Raw genomic sequence first — 25,248 nt, forward strand, 5'->3', positions numbered from 1 at the left:
GTATAATTAGTATTTAAAATAAACATTTAACCGTTTTATATATTGGAGAAAACCATGGGTTTTGGTGGTATTAGTATTTGGCAATTATTAATTGTTTTAGCGATCATAGTTTTACTTTTTGGCACAAAAAAACTACGCGGTATGGGTGGCGATATTGGGGGCGCTGTAAAGGGCTTCAAAAAAGCAATGTCAGATGATCAAATGAGCGAGAAAGAGAAATCCGAGCAAATTCAACAATCAGAAAAAAACACTGCTGACAACTCAACCGATACTGAAAAAAACAAAGATAACAATAAGGTTTAATTAGTATGGGCATGTGGGAACTTGTTGTTATTTTTATTGTTGGTTTAGTGGTGCTCGGCCCTGAGCGCTTACCTGTTGCGATTAGAACAGTGAGTAAATGGGTTAAAACCGCTAAATCACTTGCCAACTCAGTAAAAGCCGAAGTAAGTGAAGAGCTTCGCATCCATGAGCTGCACGAAAACCTTAAAAAAGCAGAACAGCAAGAATTAAAAGATTTAAGCCCTGAGTTACAAAGCTCACTAACAGAGCTACAAAAAGCGGCTGAATCAGTTACTCACAGCTACAAAAAACAACAATCTGATACATCAAATAACCAACAACTTGATGAGAAAAAGTGAAATTTATTTCTCACTTTGTGGTCAACTTACTACATGGTATAAAAAATAATGGCTGAGGAAGTAAAATCAGGGTTTGTAGCTCATTTAATTGAGTTGCGTGATCGGCTAATAAAAGCGCTACTAAGCATTTTTGTTATTTTTATTGCCATAGTATATTTTGCAAATGATATTTATGCTTTTGTTGCACAGCCGTTAGTCTCGCATTTGCCAAGTACGGCAACCATGATTGCAACCGATGTAACAGCTCCCTTTTTTGCACCTTTCAAACTTACTTTATTTGTCGCTTTATTTGCGTCGATTCCATGGATATTGCATCAAGTTTGGGGGTTTATAGCGCCGGGTTTATATCAGCACGAAAAGAAAATGCTCATGCCTATTCTCGCCTCAAGTATAATATTATTTTATGGCGGCATAGCCTTTTGTTACTTTGTAGTTCTGCCAATTATTTTAGGGTTTTTTACAAGTACCGGTCCCGAAATGATGACCCTTGCACCTGACATAAGTAGTTATCTAGGATTTGTATTAAAGTTGTTTTTTGCATTTGGCGTCGCTTTCGAAATTCCAGTGGCTATTATGTTGCTATGCTGGAGTGGTGCAACAACAACAAAAAGCTTAAAAGAAAAGCGCCCTTATATCGTAGTGGGTGTTTTTGTAGTCGCGATGTTTTTAACACCGCCTGATGTATTATCACAAACATTGTTAGCATTTCCGATGCTTCTTCTGTTTGAGCTAGGTCTAATTTTAGCAAAGTTTTATACCGCTAAACCACAAAAAGAATCTGAGGAATAAAATGAAAAAACAACTACTCTCACTATTGGTTTTATTAAGCGCACCGACTTTTGCTGCGCAAACAGAGTTTAATACTCAAGCGTTACAAGCATGTAGCTTTATTGAAAACGATTTTAACCGCTTACTTTGTTACGATAATACCATCGCGGGTAAGTCACTGGTTAAGCCATCAGTAACAAAAACGCTCACACCACCAACAGCTAATAATGTGCCTCAGGCAGTAGCCACAACACCAACAGAAGTAAAAACAACAGCTGATGAATTTGGGTTAGAGTACAAAAAATCACAGACAGAAAAAGACGCTGAAATTAAAGCGATGGTTGCTTCAGTTGAAGAAGCTGCTTACGGCGAGTTAATTATTTCGCTAGATAACGGTCAACAATGGCGTCAAATTGGCTCTGACAGCATGCGCTTGAAAAAGAACGATACGATTGTAATTAGCCGTGGTGTTTTTAACTCATTTTTACTTAAAATTGACGGTGAAAACCGCTCTATTCGCGTTAAACGTACTAAGTAATGTCATATACATTAATTGATGCTGGAGTTAACTTAACTAATCATCAATTTGATGAGCAGCATCACGATGTAATTACCCGTGCCAATGAAGCGGGTGTTACAAATATGCTTATTATTGGTTGTGATATTGCAAGCAGTCAGCAATCACTTGAACTTGCAACAAAGCATCTTCAGTATTCTACGGCGGGTATCCACCCACATGATGCAAAATCAGCCACTAATGAACTAGAAGCACAACTAACTGTACTTGCAAATAATAAGCATGTTATTGCTATTGGTGAATGTGGCCTTGATTATAACCGCGACTTTTCGCCTCGCGATGTACAGCGTAGTGTTTTTAGGCGCCAATTAGCACTTGCAGAGAAATTAGATTTACCTGTTTACTTGCATGAACGTGATGCAAGTGACGACATGCTAAGTATTTTAAAAGAGTTTAGTATTCGCGGTGTACTCCACTGCTTTACGGGTAACTCAGCAGCTCTAAAGCAATATTTAGATTTAGGTCTATATATTGGTATAACGGGTTGGGTATGTGATGAAAGGCGTGGAAAAGATTTACAACAGCTAGTGCCTAGCATTCCTCTAGATCGATTATTAATAGAAACTGATGCACCATTTTTAATTCCACGAACAGTTAAACCAAAACCTAAATCACGTAAAAATGAACCTGCCCTGCTTCCTTATATCTGTCAAACGGTTGCACAACTTTATCAAATAGATGAAGAAGTTGTGGCCCGTAAAACTACAGAAAACTTTCACCGTGTTTTTGGTTTAGAAGATCGTTAATGGCCTATGCAAAGGCACTTTTAAGCCTATTAGTATTCCTTTGCACTTTTTGCTGTTTCGCAAACCCAGTAATAATAAAACACGATTTTAACTCTCAAAACATTAATAACCTGTATTACTCTTTTGAACCAACGTCGCTATTAAGTGCACAACAAAGTAGCCATATACAGTGGCAAAAAAACACAGCAAAACCCCTTAATTTAGGACTAGAGCAGCGTCCTGTATGGATAAAATTTAAAATAAAAAATACACTTAGTTATAATACTGAGCAAATATTGTCACTAAACAATCCTTTGCTAAACGACGTTCAAGTATATCAATTACATAACTCGCAATTACTTTCTTATACTCAAATTGGTGGTGCCTACCCCTTATATAAGCGCACAATTAAAAGTGAATCTTTATTAGTTAAACTGCTCAGCCCTGCAAATAGCGAAACGCTTATTATAATGAAAGTGGCGAATAGTTCAGGCTTGCGAGTCCCTTTAACACTGTGGCAACCAGAAGCTTATTTGGCACACAAAGGAAAAATCAATTTACTCTATGGCTTATTGATTGGTTTTATATTTTCTTTGGGTGTGAGTTGCATAGTTTTATATGGTTTTTCACGTAAAGGTTATTTTGTTTATGCTGGGGTTATATCTCTCACATTAGGTAGTGTATTAGCCTACCTTTGTGGTTTTGGCTTAAGGTACGTTCATCCTAATTTGCCTGCATTACAGCAAGTTATGACCCCTATATTACTTATGCTTATCACTTTATTGTTTTTGCCTTTGCAGAAGCAAGTTTGCCATCCCAGGCCCTCTCTTCTGCTAACTATTCAAAAAGTTGTAGTTAACGCTTTAGCCATTTCGTTATTATTTATTTGGCTACTTCCAAACAACATAGTTACATTATTTTGTTTAATCACTACTCCAATCGTTTTAGGCTTTTATATTGTAACTACGTTTATGTGCGTGCGTTTAACGCCTTCTAAACCAAACAAAGCACTATTACTTGTATTGGTTTTTTTCTTGGTGGTAATGCTTTATTTTACTGTTGCAGTAATGGGCCTATACGCCTTTGACAGAAGTACGCTCGCATTTGTATTTGCATGCTTTTTTGGCTGCACTTTTTGCTTATGCTACAGCGTAATGAAGTTATTTATTTTACAACGCGATGAAGAAGTGATTGCTCAACAAACCTTGATTGCTGAAAACACAGCACAAGATACACTACTTAAAGAGCGCTTAAAATTACAAGAAAAAACTCGCCAAGAACTTGAATCTCAGGTGGACGAGCGCACCTTTGAATTACAAGTGACGCTTAGAGAGCTTGAAGAAAAAAACCGCTCACTTGAGTTACTAAATACTGAAGACGCATTGACTGGAATAAAAAACAGACGCTTTTTTGATAAAAAACTGGTAATGGAGCTTCGTCGCTCTCGTCGAGAACAAACGCCGCTTAGCATTGTTATGCTTGATATAGATCGATTTAAAAATATCAACGACACGTACGGCCATATCATTGGCGATCAAGTTATTAAAGCAGTGTCTGACCTTATAAAAGACCATTTAAAACGACCACTCGATGAAGTTGCCCGTTATGGCGGTGAAGAATTTGTTGTGCTATTACCTAATACCCCTAGTGAAGGCGCACAAGACATAGCTGAAAAAATACGAGCTGATATCTCAGTAAGTACAGTAACGGTTGCCAATAATGATATTCAATTTACTATTAGCGCTGGTGTATACACCAGTATTGCTGACGATGTTAGCAACCCTCAAATTTTTACTGAGTGCGCCGACAAAGCACTTTATTACGCAAAGCAGCATGGCCGTAATCAAGTAATTACTTTTCCATTACCACAGTAGGAGCATATTAACATGGCCCAATCAGGATTAGACCTTTTCCCATATACTCGCATGCGCAGAATGCGCCGCAGCGACTTTTCTCGCCGCTTAATGGCTGAAAACCAGCTTAGCGTAAATGATTTAATTTACCCTGTATTTGTACTTGATGGTAAAAATCGCCGCGAGGTAATTGAATCAATGCCTGGTATTGAGCGGCTATCAATTGATTTACTGCTTGTTGAAGCAAAAGAACTCGTTGAACTTGGCGTACCTGCCGTTGCTATTTTTCCAGTAACGCCTGCGGATAAAAAATCATTATTTGCCGAAGAAGCATATAACGATGATGGCTTAGCACAACGCACCGTAAGAGCGTTAAAAGAAGCTTTTCCTGAGTTGGGTGTGATTACTGATGTAGCACTTGACCCTTTCACTACGCATGGCCAAGACGGTATTATTGATGATTCAGGTTATGTTATTAATGATGTCACTACTGAAATTTTAGTTAAACAAGCACTTTCCCATGCAGAAGCTGGTGCTGATGTTGTTGCCCCTTCTGATATGATGGATGGTCGTATTGGCGCTATTCGCGAAGCACTTGAAGCTGATGGGTTTATTCATACTCGAATTATGGCCTACTCAGCTAAATACGCATCTAGCTACTATGGCCCATTTAGAGATGCTGTAGGCTCTGCTGGTAACTTAAAAGGTGCTGATAAAAAAACTTACCAAATGGATCCAGCAAACTCTGATGAAGCAATACGTGAAGTCGCATTAGACTTACAAGAAGGCGCTGATATGGTTATGGTAAAGCCCGGTATGCCTTATTTAGATATTGTACGGCGTGTTAAAGACGAATTTGGTGTACCTACTTTCGCATATCAGGTAAGTGGCGAGTATGCAATGCACAAAGCAGCAATTGATAACGGTTGGTTAAGTGAAGAGGCTACAATAATGGAATCTTTACTTGCATTTAAGCGTGCAGGAGCCGATGGAATATTAACCTACTTTGCTAAGCAAGCCGCAAAATATCTAGCTAAAAAGTAATTTTTTATTAAAAGGCGGTTAAACCGCCTTTTGTTTACATTCATTTACATTTTTGTATTATTTTCGTCATATTTATTCTCTAAACTGGTGTCCCATTTTGGGATTAATACACGGGAATAATAAAAAAATGTTTAAAACAAAAATAACACCACTCGCACTTGTTATAGCAAGTCTCAGTGCACCAGCATCCGCTGATCTAATCATTTCAGAATATATAGAGGGAAGCAGTAATAATAAAGCAATCGAGCTTTATAATAATGCTGATACGGAGCTTTCTCTTGAAGGTTATACTTTAGGACTCTATTCAAATGGTAGCAGTTCGATTGGCAACTCGATTGATTTAACCGGAACATTGGCCGCCAATACCACCTACATTATTTCAAACCCCAGTGCAGCAGCTGCAATACTTGATATTGCAGATGAAACCAGCACAGTAACCTACTATAACGGTGATGATGCCCTTGTTTTAACTAAAGACGGTGTAATTGTTGATAGTTTTGGTCAAGTTGGTGTTGATCCGGGTTCAGAGTGGTCTGAAGGGGGTGTAACTACGGTTAACAAAACGCTGCGAAGAAAAGATAGCATTACCACAGGCCGAACTGACTCGACAGCCATTTTTGATCCTAGCGAAGAGTGGGAACAGTTTGATATTGACACCTTTGATGGATTAGGTTCACACACAGGAAACGGCGGTACCGCTCCTGTGCCAGACCCTGAGCCAGAACCACTTGAACCACTTGTTTGTGGTGCAGAAAAAACACTAATAAATGCTATTCAAGGTGACGGCTCTGCTAGCCCACTTGTAGGTACATTAGTAGAGCTTGAAGGTGTTGTAAGCGCCGATTTTCAAGGTGATGAACAATTAAAAGGCTTTTTTGTTAGCTCACTGGCTGCTGATATAGATGCAAATCCACTTACCTCTGAAGGTGTATTTGTATATTTTGCAGATACTGACGTGAATGTAGGCGACCATGTACGTATACAAGGTACTGTTGAAGAGTATTTTGATGCAACACAAATTGGCAGTGTTAGCCAAGTTGCAGTGTGTGGCACTGGTTTAGCTGCAGCAGCTACAAAAATCACTTTACCTTTAGCTAATACAACTGATTTAGAAGCTTTTGAAGGTATGTTAGTCACATTAGAGCAACCATTAGTAGTGACTAATAACTTTGGTCTTGGTCGATATGGTGAAGTTGAATTAGCAACAGAGCGCTTGTACCAAGGTACTCAGGTTGCGTTACCTGGCGATGCTGCTAATGCAGTTGAAACTGAAAATCTACTTAAAAAGATTTTAATAGATGATGGCTCTACAGTACAAAACTTAGACCCTACAGCTTATCCAACTCCAGGCTTGTCGGCAGAAAATACATTACGAACTGGCGATACTGTTAATACTGTTACAGGGGCACTTGCTTATAGCTTCGGTCTTTACCGAATTCACCCAACTTTAGCGCCTTCGTTTATTGCAACAAATGCACGTGAAGATGCGCCTGAACTTAATGCTGAAGCAGATTTACGTGTAGCTAGCTTTAACGTACTTAATTACTTCAATGGTGATGGCCAAGGCGGAGGGTTCCCTACATCTCGAGGTGCAGATACTGAAGCTGAATTTATTCGTCAAGAAGCTAAAATTGTAAGTGCTATTAGCGCTATTGAGGCCGATGTTGTTGGTTTAATGGAAATTGAGAATGATGGCTTTGGCGAATTTAGTGCAATTGCTAGCTTAGTAGATGCATTAAATGATGCAGATAGTGCTAACAACTATGCATTTGTTGATTTTAACGTAGATCAAATTGGTACCGATGCAATTACTACCGCACTTATCTATCGTGCTAACAAAGTAGAAGAAGTAGGCACTGCAGCCATTACAACTGAGGCTCCATTTGATTTTAGTAACCGTGCTCCAATTGCACAAAGCTTTAAATCAATAGAAACTGATGAAGTATTTACTGTTGCTGTGTCACATCTTAAATCTAAAAGCTGTGGTAGTGCTTCTGGAAATAATGCAGATTTAGCTGATGGCCAAGGCTGTTGGAATGAAATACGCACGCAAGGTGCTAATGCATTCGCAGATTGGCTTGATAGCAAACCAACCGGTGTTGATGACGAAGATACTATTTTAGTCGGCGATATGAATGCTTACGCAATGGAAGATCCAATACGTGCATTTGCTGATAAAGGCTACAAAAATGTAGTTGCTGAAATTGATGGTGATACACTTGGTTATTCTTATAGCTTTTCTGGTCGTGCAGGAAGTTTAGACCATGCAGTAGCTACACAATCATTACTTAGCAAAGTTGTCGCTGCAACAGATTGGCATATCAACGCAGATGAACCTATTTCACTTGATTACAATGTAGAGTTTAAAAGCGAAGGTCAACAATCTAGCTTGTACTCTGAAAGTGCATACCGCGCATCAGACCATGACCCTGTGATTATTGACATTAAATCTGAAATTACTTTAACGCCTGAAGAGCAAACACCTGTAATTGCAGCCGATCAAGTTTTTGCAATCGATGAAAACAGCGCAATTGGCACAATTATCGGCACGCTCGATTTTAGTGATCCAAATGCCGATGAATCACCTGTTGTTAAATTTATTACATCTGATAATGACAGCGTTTCTATTAACAATGAGGGGCAGTTAATTGTTGCTGGAGAGATTGATTACGAATTCGAAAATCGTATTACTTTAACAGTACAAGCTCAAGATAGTGCTGGTAACTTATCAAACATTGAAAAAGTAGCCGTTAAGGTAAATAACTTACGCTCAGATGATGATAATGATGCAGGTTCATTATTATGGTTATCACTTCTTTTAGCACCACTATCAATAGTGCGTCGATTTAAAAAGAAATAATTAAGTAAAATCTAAACATATAAAAAGCCGCTTTTGCGGCTTTTTTATTTTATACAAATGTAATTCAGACAAGCTTCATTAAACTCCCCGTAATATGTTCATACGATTAGTGAGTCTTCTAGTAATTAATCAGTAACAACTACATAAGATTGAGTGAATTTTACACAACAAAAACCTCAATGAGTTACGTATATTGGTTTTCCTATTGATAAATATGAACTTTTATAAGGGTTCACATTTTGCTTTAAGTAAATTAGAAGATACTTACAAAACAAAATCAATATTTACCCTAAACGTAAAAATAAGTCGTGTTTTTATAAAGGAATGAGAATGAAACAACTAACCCAAAACTTGCCTAAATGGCAAAAAAAGTCAGCACCACTACTGGGTCTACTTATTATTTTTTCGACTTGGGGCAATAGCAACCAAGCGATTGCTGCAACTGTTGATGTAGCAATTCCACAAAGTAGCTTATTTGATGTAATTAGCGCTCGCGCTAAAAAGCTAGCAAGCGAAGAATATGTGGCACCTAAAAACATCGAGCTTGAAGCACTAAATAATATTGATTATCAAGACTACCGTTCAATTCGATTTAAAAAAGACAAAGCGGTGTGGAAAGATGAAGGCCTGTACGAGCTGCAATTATTCCACCCTGGTTTTTTATATAAAACACCTGTAACAATAAATACTGTTGATAGCGACTCTAAACGTAGCCGCTTACCTTTCAGCACCGACTTTTACCAATACGATGGCACTGCTGCACCACTACAAGAAGAAATAGCTAAAAGTGTGGCGGGCACTCAACTAGGCCATGCTGGATTTCGCTTACATTACCCATTAAATACTAACGAGTATAAAGACGAAGTAATGGTATTTCAGGGAGCATCGTATTTTAGAGTCGTTGGCCCTCAACAAGTTTATGGCTTATCAGCAAGAGGCCTTGCCATTGATACTGCTGAGAATTCGGGTGAAGAATTTCCAATGTTCAAAGAGTTTTGGTTAGTTAAACCAAAGGCAGAGCAAACACAAATCACCATTTTTGCATTGTTGGATAGTCCATCTATTTCTGGTGCGTACAAATTTAGCGTCGACCCTACAACGAATATGCTAGTTGATGTTGATATGCAGATTTTTGCGCGTAAAGATATTAAAAAACTAGGTGTAGCACCATTAACGAGTATGTTTTATCACGGCGAAAACAGCACCAAATTTTTTGATGACTATCGCCCTGAAGTTCATGACTCGGATGGCTTATTAACTCAATCTGCTGATGACAAGTGGGTATGGCGCCCTCTTAACAACCCATCACAACTCAGCGTTACTTCATTTTCGTACAATAACCCAAAAGGTTTTGGGTTAGCTCAACGAGACCGATACTTTAATAACTATCTAGACACAGAAGCACATTACCACGACCGCCCTAGCCTATGGATTGAACCACAAGGTGAGTGGGGAAATGGTCGTGTAGAGCTTGTAGAAATACCGACTGATACAGAAACTAACGACAATATCGTAAGTTACTGGGTACCAGAAAAACCAATGAAGGCCGGAGATTCATTAAAATTAAGCTACAAAATGACCACCTTTAATTCAGTTTTAACTCAGCACGAGAAAGCACGTGTACTACGTACAAGAATTGGTAGCGCCGCTTTACCTGGTGAGGACAACCCACCACCAAAAAGCCACCGCCAATTTACTGTTGATTTTACTGGATCAGAAATAAATCAACTGTCTAAACAGTTAAAACTAGATGCCGACATTCAACTTACAACAGGCGAAGTAACCGACGTGAATGTACAAAAACTTCCGGATTCACGTGGATGGCGTGTAGCCTTTAAAATTGCACCACAGGACGATCAACCCGTTGATATGCGTTTATCGTTAAAACTACGTGACAAAGAAATTAGCGAGGTATGGAGCTATGTTTGGTACCCAAATGACATCAAGTAATAAAGGTAGGGGCACTCCAATGCCATTCAAAACACTAAGAGTATGGCTATTTGCCATTGCGGCACTTGGCACATCTGGCTACGGCATATCTATTATGTTTGAGATTTTAAGCTCAAACGGTATGACATTACTTGAGTATGCCCTTTTAGTATTATTCTCAATCACATTTGCTTGGATTGTAACGGCTTTTTGTAGTGGCACAATCGGCTTTGTACTACAGTTATTTCGAATTGACCCGCTTACGTTAAAACGTATTAAACCAATTGAGTTCAATAACGAGGCAATTAACGCTCAGAAAACCGCCGTTGTAATGCCTATTTATAACGAAGATACCCACCGTGTTATAGCGGGCTTTGAAGTAAGTCTACAATCGTTAAAAGAAACTGGTCAGCTTGATAATTTTGATTTTTATTTATTAAGCGATACACAAGACCCTCAAATAGTTAAAAACGAGCTAAGTGCATGGCATGCATTGTGCGAACGTTTAGGGGATACAGCAAAGCATGTTTTTTATCGTCGTCGCGAAGATAACAAACACCGCAAAGTAGGTAACCTAACCGACTTTTGTGAGCGCTGGGGAAGTAATTACGACCATATGATTGTGCTTGATGCAGATAGCGTAATGACCGGTAAATGTATGTTAGAACTTACTACAAGCATGCTAAACAACCCACAAGCAGGCCTGATCCAAACAATTCCGATACCTGTTCGTCAAGATACCTTTTTTGGTCGTTTTTTACAGTTTGCGTCAGTGCTATATAGCCCAATGCTCGCTACTGGCTCAGCATTTTGGCAAACAGATAAAGCCAACTACTGGGGTCATAATGCAATCATTAGAGTTGAAGCATTTATAACGTGCTGTGGCTTGCCAACACTTAAAGGTAACGCACCTTTTGGCGGTGAGATTTTAAGTCATGATTTTGTAGAAGCATCACTACTTCATAGTGCAGGTTGGGATGTACTATTACTATCAGATATTGAAGGCAGCTACGAAGAAGTACCAAGTAATATTCTCGATTATGCTGTACGCGATAGACGCTGGGTACAGGGTAATATTCAGCACTTAGGTTTACTATCATCATCTAAATTAAAATTAATGAGTAAGCTGCACTTTCTATTAGGTGCAACAGCCTATATTTCATCACTAATTTGGCTCTCAATGCTAGCGCTAAGTACTATTGATGCAGTAACGCGCGCATTAAATAGTGATGTGTACTTTAATCGTGTTTATCAATTATTTCCTACATGGCAAATAGCTAAAACCGATCTTATTGATTCACTCTTGTATTTAACTATTGTTATTTTATTAATGCCTAAATTAATGGGCGTAATAGTCACCCTAATACATAGAAACAAACGCTTTGGTGGTTCAATTAAATTAATTCTAGGTTCAATTATTGAAACTGTATTTGCTATTATTGTTGCGCCATTAATGATGGTATTTCATGCTTACTTTGTACTTTGCGTATTTTTAGGCAAAAAAGTGAAGTGGGATGCACAACCGCGCGAAGGTCGTATGGTCCCGTGGAAAGAAGCGTTTGGTTATACGTTATTCTCTACTATTGTGGCTATAGCATGGGGCAGCACAGCCTACTACTTCACACCTGTATTCTTTTGGTGGCTATCACCTATATTATTAGGCTTAGTATTAGGTGCTCCAATTATCCGTTATACCAGTAGTATCAAACTCGGCGTACAGCTAAGAAAGTTAGGTATATTTATTTGCCCTAGTGAAGTTGATAACGACTCAACTCTAGAGGCGCTTAAAGTACATCTAAAAGAGATTTCCGTGCCAGAGGAAGGAACTTACCCACAAACAATTCCGGCACTGCCACAAGAGCATATGGTATCAATGCCTATACAATCTTTTAAAAAGCCACGCAGGCTAAAGATGAAAGCGCTAAAAGCTAAGGCTATAAAAAAGTTTAATTAGCGCGTTATAAAATAAAAACAAAAAAGGAGCAATTAATTGCTCCTTTTTTCTATCTAAATTAAAAAATCATGCGCTGCACTTGCCGCTAATATTTTCTATTTTTCTAGCTAACTTATTACAGTACATTTTAGAAATAACTGATTGCGTTTCATCATCAAGTTGCCAGTTATAAAAATGAAAAACCTTACCATTCTCCAGTTCTACTTTAAAATAGTGAAAAGAAAAAACGAGCTAAATGATACAACAGTAATTTCCTCACTATTGATATAACGCTCTGTGCATAGACGTGTATAACAAATCCCTGCTTTGTAACAATATAAATAAATTTCTATCTAGTACCTTTTCATTAATTAAAAATATAGGACTAATTAATAATAAAGAGCAGTTATAAAAACCTATAAAGAATAAAACCAAATTATAGGTAATAAAAAACCCGCAACATGTGCGGGTTTTTTTAAAGAGTTAAGAAACTAATTACTTAGCAGCTTTTTTCTCTTTTTCTGCAGCGATTACTGTGTCAGCTACGTTTTGTGGACATGGTGCGTAGTGTGAGAACTCCATAGAGAACTGACCACGACCAGATGTCATTGTACGTAGTGAACCAATGTAACCGAACATTTCTGATAACGGAACGTCAGCTTTAATGCGAACGCCAGTTAAACCAGCTTCTTGGTCGCTTAGCATACCACGACGACGGTTAAGGTCACCGATTACGTCACCAACGTGATCTTCTGGAGTGAACACGTCAACTTTCATGATTGGCTCAAGAAGTTGTGCGCCCGCTTTAGGGATCGATTGGCGGAAAGCACCTTTAGCAGCGATTTCGAACGCGATTGCTGATGAATCCACGGCATGGAAACCACCGTCAAAAAGTTCAACTTCAACGTCTAATACTGGGAAGCCAGCTAGAACACCTTCGCCCATCATTGACTTAAAGCCTTTCTCAACTGCAGGCCAGAATTCTTTAGGTACGTTACCACCAACAACTGATGATTTAAACGTGAAGCCTGAAGCAACTTCGCCTGGCTTGATGCGGTAGTCGATTTTACCGAACTGACCAGAACCACCAGATTGTTTCTTATGCGTGTAGCTATCTTCGATTTCACGAGTGATAGTTTCACGGTAAGCAACCTGTGGTTGACCAACGATAAGGTCTACACCGTAAGTACGCTTAAGGATATCAACTTTGATATCTAAGTGAAGCTCACCCATACCTTTAAGGATAGTTTCGCCTGAATCTTCATCAGTCTCAACTTGGAAAGATGGATCTTCTGCAACCATTTTACCGATAGCAACACCCATTTTCTCATTACCGCCTTTATCTTTAGGCTGTACAGCAATCGAGATTACTGGAGTTGGGAATACCATTGGCTCAAGTGTTACTGGGTGCTTAGGATCACATAGAGTGTGACCAGTTTGCACATTTTTCATGCCTACGATAGCAATGATGTCACCAGCTTGTGCGCTAGTTAATTCGTTACGGTCATCTGCTTGCATCTCAACCATACGGCCAACACGCTCAGTTTTACCAGTAAACGCATTAAGGATAGTGTCACCCTTATTAAGCTTACCTGAGTAGATACGTACGAAAGTTAATGCACCAAAACGGTCATCCATTATCTTAAATGCTAGCGCCTTGAAAGGTTCGTCAGCAGATACGATTGCGAATTCGCCATTTTCGTTACCTTCTTCATCCATAAGAGGTTGAGGATCAACTTCTGTTGGAGCAGGTAAGTAGTCAACAACAGCATCAAGGATTAGTTGCATGCCTTTGTTTTTGAAAGCAGAACCACAGAACGTAGGGAAGAAAGCAAGGTCACGAGTACCTTTACGGATACAACGCTTGATATCTTCGATAGAAGGTACTTCACCTTCCATGTACGCTTCCATAAGGTCATCGTCTTGCTCTACAGCAGTTTCGATAAGCATTTCATGGTATTCATCAGTTTTTTCTACCATGTCTGCAGGAACGTCAGTGATTTCGTAGTTTTCTGGAAGACCAGTGTCATCCCATACGTACGCTTTTTTAGTTAAAACATCTACAACACCAACAAACTCATCTTCGATACCGATTGGTAAAGTCATGATTAGTGGAGTTGCGCCAAGTACTTTACGTACTTGCTCAGTTACACGGTAAAAATCAGCACCCATACGGTCTAATTTATTTACAAAGATAATACGTGCAACTTCTGATTCGTTAGCATAGCGCCAGTTAGTTTCTGATTGTGGTTCAACACCACCAGAACCACAGAATACACCAACACCGCCATCTAATACTTTAAGTGAACGGTATACTTCAACTGTGAAGTCAACGTGTCCAGGAGTATCGATAACGTTAAAACGGTGATCTTTCCAGAAACAGCTTACAGCCGCAGACTGGATAGTAATACCGCGCTCAGCTTCTTGTTCCATGAAGTCAGTAGTAGATTCACCATCATGAACCTCACCTGTTTTATGGATTTGACCAGTAAGCTTTAGGATACGCTCAGTAGTCGTGGTTTTACCCGCATCAACGTGCGCGAAAATACCAATGTTTCTGTACTTCGATAAATCTGCCATTAATTTTACTCTTAATAAAGTCGATAAATTATTCGGCAGGAGTATAACATCACTTAATGCGAACATCACCATACAAGCCGCTTAAAATGCAATCAATTCAACATATTTTTTTTATCGTCAGAATCTATTAAATATCAAACATAACAAAAAAAACGCAAGGCATTGAAATTAATAGCGTTTAATACTTAAGTTTCAGATACACCAAGTTACTTCGCTATTTTATAGCAACGTTCAGGACGGCCAATACTGCCATAACTTTGATCCGCTGTTAACTTACCTGATTCAAGCAAATACTCTAAGTAACGGCGTGCTGTAGAGCGACTCACACCGACCAAATCGCCCATTTGCTGAGCAGTAAATGCAGTGGTTGCGTGCTCTACAAAAGCATCATGTATTTTTTGCAGGGTAAGTTGATCGACCCCTTTTGGTAAACGAACAGACGTGTTGGTTTGCTGCTTTGAACCAAATAACATATCAACCATTGACTGCGTTACTTCACTTGCATCAGAAAAACATTGCTGACGTGATTCAAAACGTGCGAGTGCTTGATCAAGTCGGTTTAACATTAATGGTTTTACTAAAAAGTCGCATGCACCTAACTGCATTGCTTTTTCAAGGGTTTCGACCTCTTTTGCAGCAGTGAGCAGCATAACCTCACTTTTAATCGTTCGACGTCGTAAGTCGGTCAATAAATCAAGTCCGTTACCATCAGGTAAATGTATATCGAGTAAAATCAAATCGGGTTCAATTGCATGCAGTAAGGCTGTTGCCGTGCTTAAATTACCTGCAATGCCCACTACCTGATACTGTGCTTGCCTTAAACTTTGCTTTGGCGTTTGACTACCTGCGACACCATTTGGTAATAACAAGTACTGCGCTAATAGCTGTGCTACCTCTACTTCGTCTTCAATTATTACTACTGAATACGTCATGTTTAATGCTCTTATTATTTTGGAATGTAAACACTTAGTCTTGCACCAAGTAGGTCTGACTCACCAATTTCTAACGTGCCACCGCATGAGTCTAAATTTGTTTTTACTAAATATAAACCAATACCATGCTCTGCTCCTGATTTAGAGCTGTACTGAGGGGTAAAAATAACATCATGGTCAGAACCTAACCCAAAGCCTGTATCTTCTACATCAAATAAGAGAGTTTGGCTGGTTTCATCAACGGTTACCCGTACTTTTGCAGAGCGAGAGTTCGATGACCTAATAGCAGCCTCAATCGCATTATCTATAAGATTACCTAAAATAGACACAACTCGCTCGAGCATATCTTTACGTGCAATAACACCAAGTAGGCTGTCGGGGTTAAGCTCAAGCGCAACATTTAATTCTCTTGCTTTATGATATTTACCCACCAACAAACCAGCAAGCACAGGGTCTTGTATGCGCTCTAACAAGTTATGAATTTGTGCCTGAGAGCCCTGGCTTTCTTGCCCTATTATTTCTATAGCTTGTTCGTTTTTGCCCATTTGCACTAACGCACCAATTAAGTTGAGCTTATTAGAATAGTCATGAGTTTGTACCCTTAAAAGCTCTGCAAAAGCCTGAACTTTAGTAAGTTGTTGGCTTAAATACTCAAGTTCATCAGAGGGGCGCATACTCAGTAAAATACCATCCGCCTGCCCTTGCACTTGCAAAGAAAATCTCGATAATATAAGGCGTTTATCGGCGGCAAATAATTCAAAACCCACTATTTTACGTCGCTGATTACGCAATAAAAATTCTGCATGTTCAGGTAATAAATCGTTTAAGCTGAGGTTCTGATTAAGAATTGAAGTTGGTTTATCTAATATTTCGCAGGCGCGTTGATTGAGTTTTCGTACTTTTCCGTCCGGGTCGAGTGCAATAATACCGCTGCGTACCGTATTTAAAATTGCATCTTGTTCTGAAAACAAACGTGCAATTTCATCTGGCTGCAGGCCAAAAATAGCATTTCTGACACGCTGTCCAATATAAATAGCCGCCAGTATACTTAAACCTACAAGTATTAAGCCCCATATTAAAATTTCACTACTGCGAGAGAGAATAAGCGGATCGATTGATTGTACTAAAAAACCAACCGATACAACGCCTACTATTTCATTATTACCTGCGTACACCGGCACTTTGCCACGAATTGATTCACCTAAGCTACCATGGGCCACCGAAATATAGCGTTCACCTTTTAATGCAGCTTTGCTATCGCCTCCGACCATTTTTTTGCCAATTTTATCTTCATCTGGATGCACAATACGAAGCGCATTTTCATCGCCAACAACAATAAAATCAGCACCTACAAGCTGTCGTAAATCTTCAATTTTCATGTTAATAGCGGTTAAGTCACTAGGTATTTTCAGTGCATTAATTACATCAGCACGTGTGGCAATACTGCTTGCCACAGCTAATGCTTTATCACCAATATGGTTATGTAAGCTTTGCGCTGTAAGTTGATACACCAACGCGCCAAATAATAAAGCCTGCAATACACACAATCCTGTTACCCAAATAATTAATCGTGTTTCTAATCGCTTAGGTTTTGTGACCATGTTTTGCAATGGATTTAGCTTGTTGGTGTTTTTCATTTCATTCTCAATTATGCATTTACTTTGTCTGCACGGCGTTGCATTAAATAATCTTTTAACGGAAACAACAGCACTAAAATTGAAATTACAAATATGCTCAATGTTAGCGGACGATCCCATAAAAAGCTTAATGAGCCATCAGAAATCATCATTGAACGACGGAAGTTTCGCTCAATCATATCTCCTAATATAAAACCTAATAATAGTGGTGCCATAGGAAATGACAGTAATCGCAATACTAGCGCAACCACCGCAAATCCTACCATCATAAATAAGTCGAAGGTATTGAAGGACACTAAGTAAACACCAATTAAGCTAAAGAACAATATCATCACGGTGAGTACCGACTTAGGCATTGCTAATACTTTTGCAAAGTAAGGAATAAGCGGCAAATTTAAAATAAGCAGTACAATATTACCAAAGTACATACTTACAATAACCGCCCAAAATACACTTGGGTTTTCTTGCATAAGCATTGGACCTGGTTGAATGCCGTAAGCAATCAAAGCACCTAGCATAATTGCCGTAGTACCTGAGCCCGGAATACCAAGCGTTAACAGTGGAACAAACGATCCTGTACACGCCGCATTATTTGCCGACTCTGGCGCAGCTAAACCACGTAATGAGCCTTTACCAAACTTTTCTTTCAAACCTTTTGGCGCTAAATTTCGCTCTGTTGCATAAGCCATAAAGCTTGCAATAGTTGCACCAGCACCCGGTAACACCCCCACTATAAAACCTAAAATAGACGAGCGACCAATCACTGGTGCTATCTCTTTAATCTCGGCTTTACTTAACTTGGTTGAACCTATTTGCGGTGTGTCTGAGTCATTAATGTTTTTAGCATCTTTTTTCTCTGGTTTTACAACATTTACAAGCGCCTCGGCTAATGCAAACGTTGCCATAGCAACCAGTAAAAAGCTTATTCCGTCGAGTAAATCAGGTTGCCCAAAGGTAAATCGGTCAGTCCCTGATGATGGATCAATACCAACCGTTGCTAGCATCAAGCCAAACACAGTCATCATCATTGCTTTTAAAAATTGCCCTTTATTTGAAAATGCTGCAATAGCTGTTAAGCCTAAAAACATCAACACAACATAATCAGGGGATTGAAAACTCAATGACACTTTTGCTAATAAAGGTGCAGCTACCATTAATAATATGGCGCCAATCGTTCCGCCTATAAAGGAGGAATAAGCAGCAATTGCCAATGCTTTACCTGCATGCCCTTGTTTAGCAAGCGGGTAGCCATCAAAGGAGGAAGCTACCGTACCCGCCACGCCAGGCGCATTAATTAAAATAGATGACGTAGAGCCACCAAAAATAGCGCCGTAATAAACACCCGCCATTAAAATCATGCCCGAATCGGCGCCAATGCTGTAAGTAATTGGGATCATCAAGGCAATTGCGGTAATTGGCCCCAATCCTGGTAACATACCTATAAAAGTACCTACCAAGCAGCCAGCTATAACGTACATTAAATTATTAAAGTCGAGCACGGTCGACAAACCAAGCATAATTCCATCAAACATAACTTAACTCCACAAATCGCCCGGAACCAAGTAAATACCCAATACTTGAGTCATCAAAAACCAAAAAACCACCGCAACCGGTATCGATGCAAATAGCAAAATTCCCTTACGTCTTTCGCCCATCACAAAAAAGCCCGCAAGCAAAAACGCACTAGTAGAAATTAAAAAACCAATTGGCTCCAGTGCCGCGCTATAAATTACCATTAATATTAATAAACCAAAGGTGCGCAGTACGTGTGACTTTTCAAGAACATCATCAGTATTAGTTTTCTCTCTTGGTTTAAGCAATGTTGAACCAATAGAAAGTAAGCACACCACAATACCAAACCCGGCATATACTTTAGGAAGTGTCGCTGAGGTAACCGTTTCGTATTCTTCAAACGGTAGTAGCGGAATTTGCCATGCAACCACAGCGTATAAAGTAAATAGCGCCAAGAATAAACTTGGCCCTATTAATTCTCGATTCGTCATTTTAAAACCTCGATTACGGCAATGTGCGGATAAAGCCAAGCTCTTCCATTACAGCTCTAAGCTGCACTTCTTGTGCTTCTAGTGACTTAATAAACTCATCTTTTTCTTGAAAAAGATTTAGCCAACCGTTACGAGCTCGTACAGCTTCCCACTCAGGTGTACTTTGCAACTCACGTAGTTTTTTTGTGTACTGTGCTAACTTTTCAGCGGGTAAATTAGGTGCAGCAAAAAGACCACGCCAATTAACAAATTCCATATCGTAACCTAGTGACTTAAGTGTGGGTATTTTTGGGTAATCAGGTAAGGGCTCACCCGATGTAACCGCTAAAATACGTGCTTGACCACCGTTAGCTACTTCAAGCGCTTCACTTAAGCCAGTAGAAAGTAAATTCACTTCGCCTGAAAGCAACCCAGCCTTAGCTTTACCGCCTGCATCGTAAGGAATATAACGTAGGCGTCGACCATCTATACCCGCAGCTTTAACAGCTTGAGCCGCCACTAAGTGATCCATACTGCCGCGAGCAGAACCGCCCGCTACTTTTACCGAACTTGGATCTTCTTTTATTGATTTAATAACATCCTCCCAAGTTTTAAATGGAGAATCGTTACGCACTACAAACGCGCCATAATCTGCAATCATACTGGCTACAGGTGTTAAATCGCGATAGCTATAAGGAATTCGGCCACTTAACGCGCGCAATACGATAGGCGTTGAGTTAACCATTAAAATATCGCCCTTTTTAGTGCCCGACTCAATTAAATACGCAATAGCACGACCGCCTCCACCACCAGACATATTTTGAAAAGATGCATTATTTTCAATGCCTGACTTAACTAAACCTTCGCCTATACCACGGGCTGTTGTATCCCAACCACCACCAGGTCCGCCAGGGATTAAAAAGTGAGTGTCGGCCATTGCCATTGGGCTGCTAAGTACTAACGATGCTGCAAGTATGGTCGTTTGTAATGATTTAAATAATTTCATTGTGTGTCCCTTTAAAATAAATACTGCATACGTGCACTAAAGCCCATACCAGAGTCTTCGTCGCCAACCAGCGCAGTAGTACCGGCACCTTCTACATCGCTGTAAATTAGATTACCCATAAACTTAATATCACTACTTACGTAATAAGATGTACCTAATGTATAAGTTGTCGCTTTTGTGCCTTGTAAGCTACTTGTAGCATCTACTTCTGAAACACGTGCCACCAACTCCCATGCATCTTTAATATTTTTAGGTTGTACAAATAATGCAGAGCTCGCTTTGTATTGGCGCTGTTCTCCACCTAAAAAGTAACTTGCCGATACATGAAAACCATCAAAGCGCTCGCCATCTAAAAAATCAGCACTATTAGCGGCATCAAGTGAGCGGCTTGCATATTCAGCCTCAAGTGTTAAAGAATCCGCCTGATAAGCAAACTCAAGACCGGTTTGCGATAAACTATCAAGTGGGCTTGTTACACCACCAGCAGCATAATCAACAAGGCGAGTATTAGTCTCGCGCACTTCACCACGCGCAAAACGTGCGCCTAATTCATTGCCACCCATATCGCGATATGAATGCCACACGCCTAAATGAATTACATCGCCAGGTGATGTACTCGACCATGTAGCACGCCCAGTAATAGCAAGAGTAAGCTTATCGTTTTCATCGCTACCTGTTGCACCAAATGCATCATTTTTATAAACGCCTATCGCGTAACGAAAGCCAGAGTCTTTAAAATATTGATAGGCAGAAGCGCCCCAACGAAAAAATGGGGAGAAAGTATTGGCAAGCGAACTACGCTCAATTGTATTAATGTGCTTTGAACTGGTTAATGCATTTAGCGATATATCTTCGCGAATTTTACCTGCTTTAACTTTAAGTCCGTTATCAAACGCATAGCGAACACGCGCCATCACTATTTCAGCAGTGCCTTCGGCAAACTCGAGTAACAACTTGTGATCCCAATTTCCGTGCTCACTTTCAACGTAAGTACGAATACGACGAGGGAAAAAATTGCTCCCGCCAGAGCCCTCGTTATCAGCATTGTAAGCACCATCAAAATAGTTGTAGTCGAGCTGAACCCGTCCACCAAACTCTAAATTAAAACCACTGGTTTTTTTTAGTGCACTTACTTCTTTTTGTAACGCATCTAATTCCTCTTGTAGTTTTTGCGTATCGTTATCGGCTAAAACGGATGTACTTGCTAATGCTGCAGCAACTGCCAAAGCGAGTTGTGTGTTACTTGCTTTCATTATTTTCTCCACGCTTGTGTATGTATTTATTGTCAGGTAGATAAGCGACGACAAACTGCTATCTAACTCGCAGCTTATTGTTAACGTGAAATTAACTAAATATTTAGAAGGTAAGGTGCATTGATGATCGTTATATGCTTTTTGCTCATAAAGTTCATGAACAAAAAGAGCAAAAACAGTTACTGTTATATTTTGATTTATAAACACTTTTAAAGGTTTGAATGATTACCGTACGAATAAATAGATAGGATTTTTGCAGCTCTAATAAAGCCCACAATAAAGTAGGCTTAGCTAATTATGATTTAGCAATACAACTAGAAAATCATTTTAGGAACATTTGAGGGGGTTAAGCGTTTCGCACTTACCATAGCAGTTTATTTATATACTATTAATTAACTGCTCAACAATGAATTTGTTAACATCTCATTGTCAAAAAAGCCTAAATTTGGTACATTATTCCTTCAATAGTATTTATAAAAACAACTATAAGACCCCACAATGAAATGGAACTTCCTTCGACTCAGTGCTTGGCTAATTGCACTTACCTTATTAATTTTCTCTCATAATATTTTTGCGCAGCAATATAAAATAGATAAACCAGCTAATTGGGTTAATACACATATAATTGAGCAACCCAAGAATTCCGATATAACCAAAGTACGTGACGGCACACTTTATTTGTTACTCGATAACCAATCCTATATACCGAGCAGGCAAAAACAGCAACGTTATACCCGTTTGGTTATGCAGGCATTGAATCAAAGTGGTGTTGATTATATAAGCCAGCTTAGTCTTGATTTTGATCCAAGTTACGAGTCGCTAACACTAAATAGCTTAACGATTATCAGAAATAATGAGCACATTGATAAGCTTGATAGCGCGAGAATGACGGTTATACAGAGTGAATCTGAATTAGCTGAGCGTATTTATAATGGTAGCTTATCACTCAATATTATTATTGATGATATGCGCAGTGGCGACATACTCGATTACAGCTACACAGTGACAGGCAGCAACCCTATATATGCTAATAAGTTTAGTACAAGACGCACGCTGAACTGGTCGGTACCCGTAGTGCAACAAAATATGCGTGTACTTTGGGGTAAACAAACACCTCTACATATAAATACAATAAACGGCACAGCAGATATTCAAGAAACGCTTAATAAATATGGCAAAGATTATTCTATAACTCTTTTTGAAGAACCTTTACTGGAGCAGAATTCTCAAACCCCAACGTGGTACGACCCATATACACAAGTTTACTTTTCTGAGTTTGACGATTGGGGTCAGGTAGTTAACTGGGCATATCCGCTTTATCAATCAGCCATAGAAACCCCAAGCAGCATTTTGGATATAGCTAAAAAAATAAAAGCAAAACACACAAAAACATCAGATAAAATTGCAGCAGCACTGCGCTTTAGCCAAGACGAAGTTCGATATTTAGGGCTTGAAATGGGCACTAACTCGCATCAACCAACGTCAGCTTCAGAAACGCTTTCGCTACGATACGGCGATTGCAAAGATAAAACAGTACTGCTTATCTCGTTATTAAAAGCGATGGATATAGAAGCCTTCCCTGCGCTAGTTGATACAGAGGAAACCAAACGTTTAAAAGAACTTCCACCTTCTGCAAGTGTATTTAATCACGTTATTGTTACGCTTAAACAAAACGGAAAACGCTACTGGCTCGATCCTACGGTTAGCTACCAGCGAGGTACTCTCGAATATTTAGCACAGCCTGATTATGGCTATGCCCTAATTATTGATAAAGGTGAAAGCGCTTTAACTTCAATGGCGCAAAAACCTGTACATACAAATGTATCTGTAGAGGATAACTTTTTTATTGCTGAAAAAGTATCTGAGTCATCACGTTTTGAAACCCAGTACACTTATGCTGAATTTGAAGCAATTAACCGAAGAAACAATATAGCCAGCAGTGGTCTAAATAGCGTTGCTAAATCTTACTTCGAGTATTACCAAGGTTTTTTAAATGGCTTATCAATCAATGAAGCAATGGCAATTAGTGAGCAAGAAAAAACGGGGAATCTAATAACCAAAGAATCGTATTTAATTAGTGAATTTTGGGAAAAAACAGACGAAGGCTACGAAGCTAGTTTTTATGCGAGTGAAATACAAAATAGCGTTTACGAACCAAAGCAGGTAAATCGTACCGACCCACTTTACTTTGACTACCCCAATATAATTAACACCACAATAAAACTACATTTTGCAGAAAAAGGTTGGGGATTTGATAGCGATCAAGAAGAAATTGACAACGACTACTTCAATCTAAAAACAACTACTGAATTTAATGATAATGTTTTAACACTGAGCTATAACTATTACGCAAAACAAGATCATATTAAAGCGGATCAAATAGATGATTATTTAGCACAGCGTAAAAAGTTAATATCAGCAACCCATTACCCTATTCTAAAATATGCAAAGGCGAGCGAAACGCCTCAAACAACAGCTGATGTGCTAGATAGCTTTGGTTATAGCTGGCTTAAATATGTGTTGGCTGGCTATATTTTAGTGCTCATATTCTTCTTCGCCGATTGGCGATTAGAGTCAGCAAAAAAAGTTAAATTTGAAGATAGTCCATTTTATGCTGTATCTGTAAGTAAGTTTATTATTTACAGTATTTTAAGTTTAGGCATATTTGTTAACTACTGGAGTTATCGTAACTTTAAGGCCATTAAAGAGCGCGATAACTCAAGTATTATGCCTATTGCTCGAGGTATATTTGCATTTTTATGGTATTACCCTTTGTATCTCGCACTTGCACAGCACAGCCAACAACAGTTAAACAAAAATAGAGTAATGCCTAACTGGACTGCCTTAACACTCTGGCTAATGGTACTTGCCAGCGCCTTTGCTTATCGTATGGACGAATACGCAACCATAGTGATTTGTATAATGCCATTTTTATGGTTGCCCCTAGTTAGTTACATTGAGCAAACCGATATAAGTAAAGAAGCCCTACATTACAACTCATACTGGCGAATTAGACAGTATTTAATCTCGCTTGCGTTTGCACCTCTATTATTTTTAGGCGTACTTCAAGAAGTAAATATTTTACCCAATGCTGCAATTATAAAAGGCGATAGTTTATGGCCTTACCAAGTACACTTTTTAAAACGTAATCGCCTAACACCTGAAAACGAAGAAATACTTTATTTTTATAGCGATGCAGTATTTGATTACCGACAAGACGGTAACGGAATAACCGAGAACTATATTTTTAGTTACTACAAAAACGATGACGGTAAGCTTGAATCAGATCTTAGTCACTTTAAAGACATAGAAAAAATAGAAACCACATACGGTAAAACCAAACTTGATAACACAAGCATTAAAGTAATAAAAACTGACGGTAGTGATTTCTTGCTCATTGTAGGGCGTCTAAACAAGCAGGATAAAGTACTAGTAGAGCAGATTAATTTACGTATAACAGCAAATAAAGTCCGTTAGTCGATTAAAATACCCAATTAATTACGAATATTTTTAGCCTCTAATTAAAGG

Annotated in this window: 18 protein-coding genes; 11 read left to right on the forward strand and 7 right to left on the reverse strand. The window is 39.0% G+C overall.

The features are described 5' to 3' along the window. Positions 1–54: 54 nt before the first annotated feature. From tatA to mdoH, 10 genes are all read left to right on the forward strand, one after another. Positions 55–303, forward strand: coding sequence for a Sec-independent protein translocase subunit TatA (gene tatA / locus GQR47_RS08880; protein ID WP_004334954.1), 249 nt, complete (start codon positions 55–57; stop codon positions 301–303). Between the two features lie 5 nt (positions 304–308). Next, the gene (gene tatB / locus GQR47_RS08885; protein WP_024597077.1) at positions 309–641 is read left to right on the forward strand and encodes a Sec-independent protein translocase protein TatB; all 333 of its coding nucleotides are present in this window, start codon (positions 309–311) and stop codon (positions 639–641) included. A gap of 48 nt (positions 642–689) precedes the next feature. Then, positions 690–1,430 carry a twin-arginine translocase subunit TatC gene (gene tatC / locus GQR47_RS08890; RefSeq protein ID WP_004334958.1) on the forward strand — a complete coding sequence of 247 codons (741 nt, stop codon included), beginning with the start codon at positions 690–692 and terminating at the stop codon, positions 1,428–1,430. A 1-nt stretch (position 1,431) separates the two neighbouring features. Further along, a complete protein-coding gene (locus GQR47_RS08895) occupies positions 1,432–1,947 on the forward strand; it encodes a hypothetical protein (RefSeq protein ID WP_004334960.1) in 516 nt (171 codons plus the stop codon). Next, a complete protein-coding gene (locus tag GQR47_RS08900; protein WP_154903832.1) occupies positions 1,947–2,732 on the forward strand; it encodes a TatD family hydrolase in 786 nt (261 codons plus the stop codon). The genes GQR47_RS08895 and GQR47_RS08900 overlap by 1 nt, the downstream gene beginning before the upstream one ends. Further along, positions 2,732–4,585 (forward strand): diguanylate cyclase, encoded by a 1,854-nt coding sequence (locus GQR47_RS08905; protein WP_024597078.1) that lies wholly within the window; start codon positions 2,732–2,734, stop codon positions 4,583–4,585. Before GQR47_RS08900 ends, GQR47_RS08905 begins: the two co-directional genes overlap by 1 nt. Before the next feature lie 12 nt (positions 4,586–4,597). Then, complete coding sequence (hemB, locus tag GQR47_RS08910; protein WP_024597079.1) at positions 4,598–5,608, forward strand: porphobilinogen synthase; 1,011 nt, start codon at positions 4,598–4,600, stop codon at positions 5,606–5,608. Between the two features lie 127 nt (positions 5,609–5,735). After that, a complete protein-coding gene (locus GQR47_RS08915) occupies positions 5,736–8,468 on the forward strand; it encodes an ExeM/NucH family extracellular endonuclease (RefSeq protein WP_024597080.1) in 2,733 nt (910 codons plus the stop codon). A 330-nt stretch (positions 8,469–8,798) separates the two neighbouring features. Next, positions 8,799–10,418 carry a glucan biosynthesis protein G gene (locus GQR47_RS08920; RefSeq protein WP_024597081.1) on the forward strand — a complete coding sequence of 540 codons (1,620 nt, stop codon included), beginning with the start codon at positions 8,799–8,801 and terminating at the stop codon, positions 10,416–10,418. Continuing rightward, on the forward strand, positions 10,390–12,351 hold the full coding sequence (gene mdoH / locus GQR47_RS08925) for a glucans biosynthesis glucosyltransferase MdoH (protein ID WP_024597082.1): 1,962 nt from the start codon (positions 10,390–10,392) through the stop codon (positions 12,349–12,351). Before GQR47_RS08920 ends, mdoH begins: the two co-directional genes overlap by 29 nt. Before the next feature lie 474 nt (positions 12,352–12,825). Here mdoH and fusA read toward each other — a convergent pair whose 3' ends face one another. From fusA to GQR47_RS08960, 7 genes are all read right to left on the reverse strand, one after another. Beyond that, positions 12,826–14,910 (reverse strand): elongation factor G, encoded by a 2,085-nt coding sequence (gene fusA / locus GQR47_RS08930; protein WP_004334977.1) that lies wholly within the window; start codon positions 14,908–14,910, stop codon positions 12,826–12,828. Between the two features lie 206 nt (positions 14,911–15,116). Continuing rightward, positions 15,117–15,842, reverse strand: a complete 726-nt coding sequence (locus tag GQR47_RS08935) for a response regulator (protein WP_008136531.1) — start codon at positions 15,840–15,842, stop codon at positions 15,117–15,119. A 14-nt stretch (positions 15,843–15,856) separates the two neighbouring features. Further along, positions 15,857–17,479, reverse strand: coding sequence for a sensor histidine kinase (locus tag GQR47_RS08940; RefSeq protein WP_024597083.1), 1,623 nt, complete (start codon positions 17,477–17,479; stop codon positions 15,857–15,859). A gap of 11 nt (positions 17,480–17,490) precedes the next feature. Then, positions 17,491–19,011 carry a tripartite tricarboxylate transporter permease gene (locus GQR47_RS08945; RefSeq protein WP_008136529.1) on the reverse strand — a complete coding sequence of 507 codons (1,521 nt, stop codon included), beginning with the start codon at positions 19,009–19,011 and terminating at the stop codon, positions 17,491–17,493. A gap of 3 nt (positions 19,012–19,014) precedes the next feature. Further along, positions 19,015–19,482, reverse strand: a complete 468-nt coding sequence (locus GQR47_RS08950) for a tripartite tricarboxylate transporter TctB family protein (RefSeq protein WP_008136528.1) — start codon at positions 19,480–19,482, stop codon at positions 19,015–19,017. Between the two features lie 13 nt (positions 19,483–19,495). Further along, on the reverse strand, positions 19,496–20,467 hold the full coding sequence (locus GQR47_RS08955; RefSeq protein ID WP_008136527.1) for a tripartite tricarboxylate transporter substrate-binding protein: 972 nt from the start codon (positions 20,465–20,467) through the stop codon (positions 19,496–19,498). An 11-nt stretch (positions 20,468–20,478) separates the two neighbouring features. Then, positions 20,479–21,720 (reverse strand): porin, encoded by a 1,242-nt coding sequence (locus GQR47_RS08960; RefSeq protein WP_024594934.1) that lies wholly within the window; start codon positions 21,718–21,720, stop codon positions 20,479–20,481. A 498-nt stretch (positions 21,721–22,218) separates the two neighbouring features. On the opposite strand from GQR47_RS08960, the gene GQR47_RS08965 reads away from it, so the two are divergent. Further along, complete coding sequence (locus GQR47_RS08965; protein WP_024594935.1) at positions 22,219–25,197, forward strand: DUF3857 domain-containing transglutaminase family protein; 2,979 nt, start codon at positions 22,219–22,221, stop codon at positions 25,195–25,197. Positions 25,198–25,248: the final 51 nt, after the last annotated feature.

The sequence above is a fragment of the Pseudoalteromonas sp. Z1A2 genome (assembly GCF_011378755.1).
Taxonomy (GTDB): Bacteria; Pseudomonadota; Gammaproteobacteria; order Enterobacterales; family Alteromonadaceae; genus Pseudoalteromonas; species Pseudoalteromonas distincta.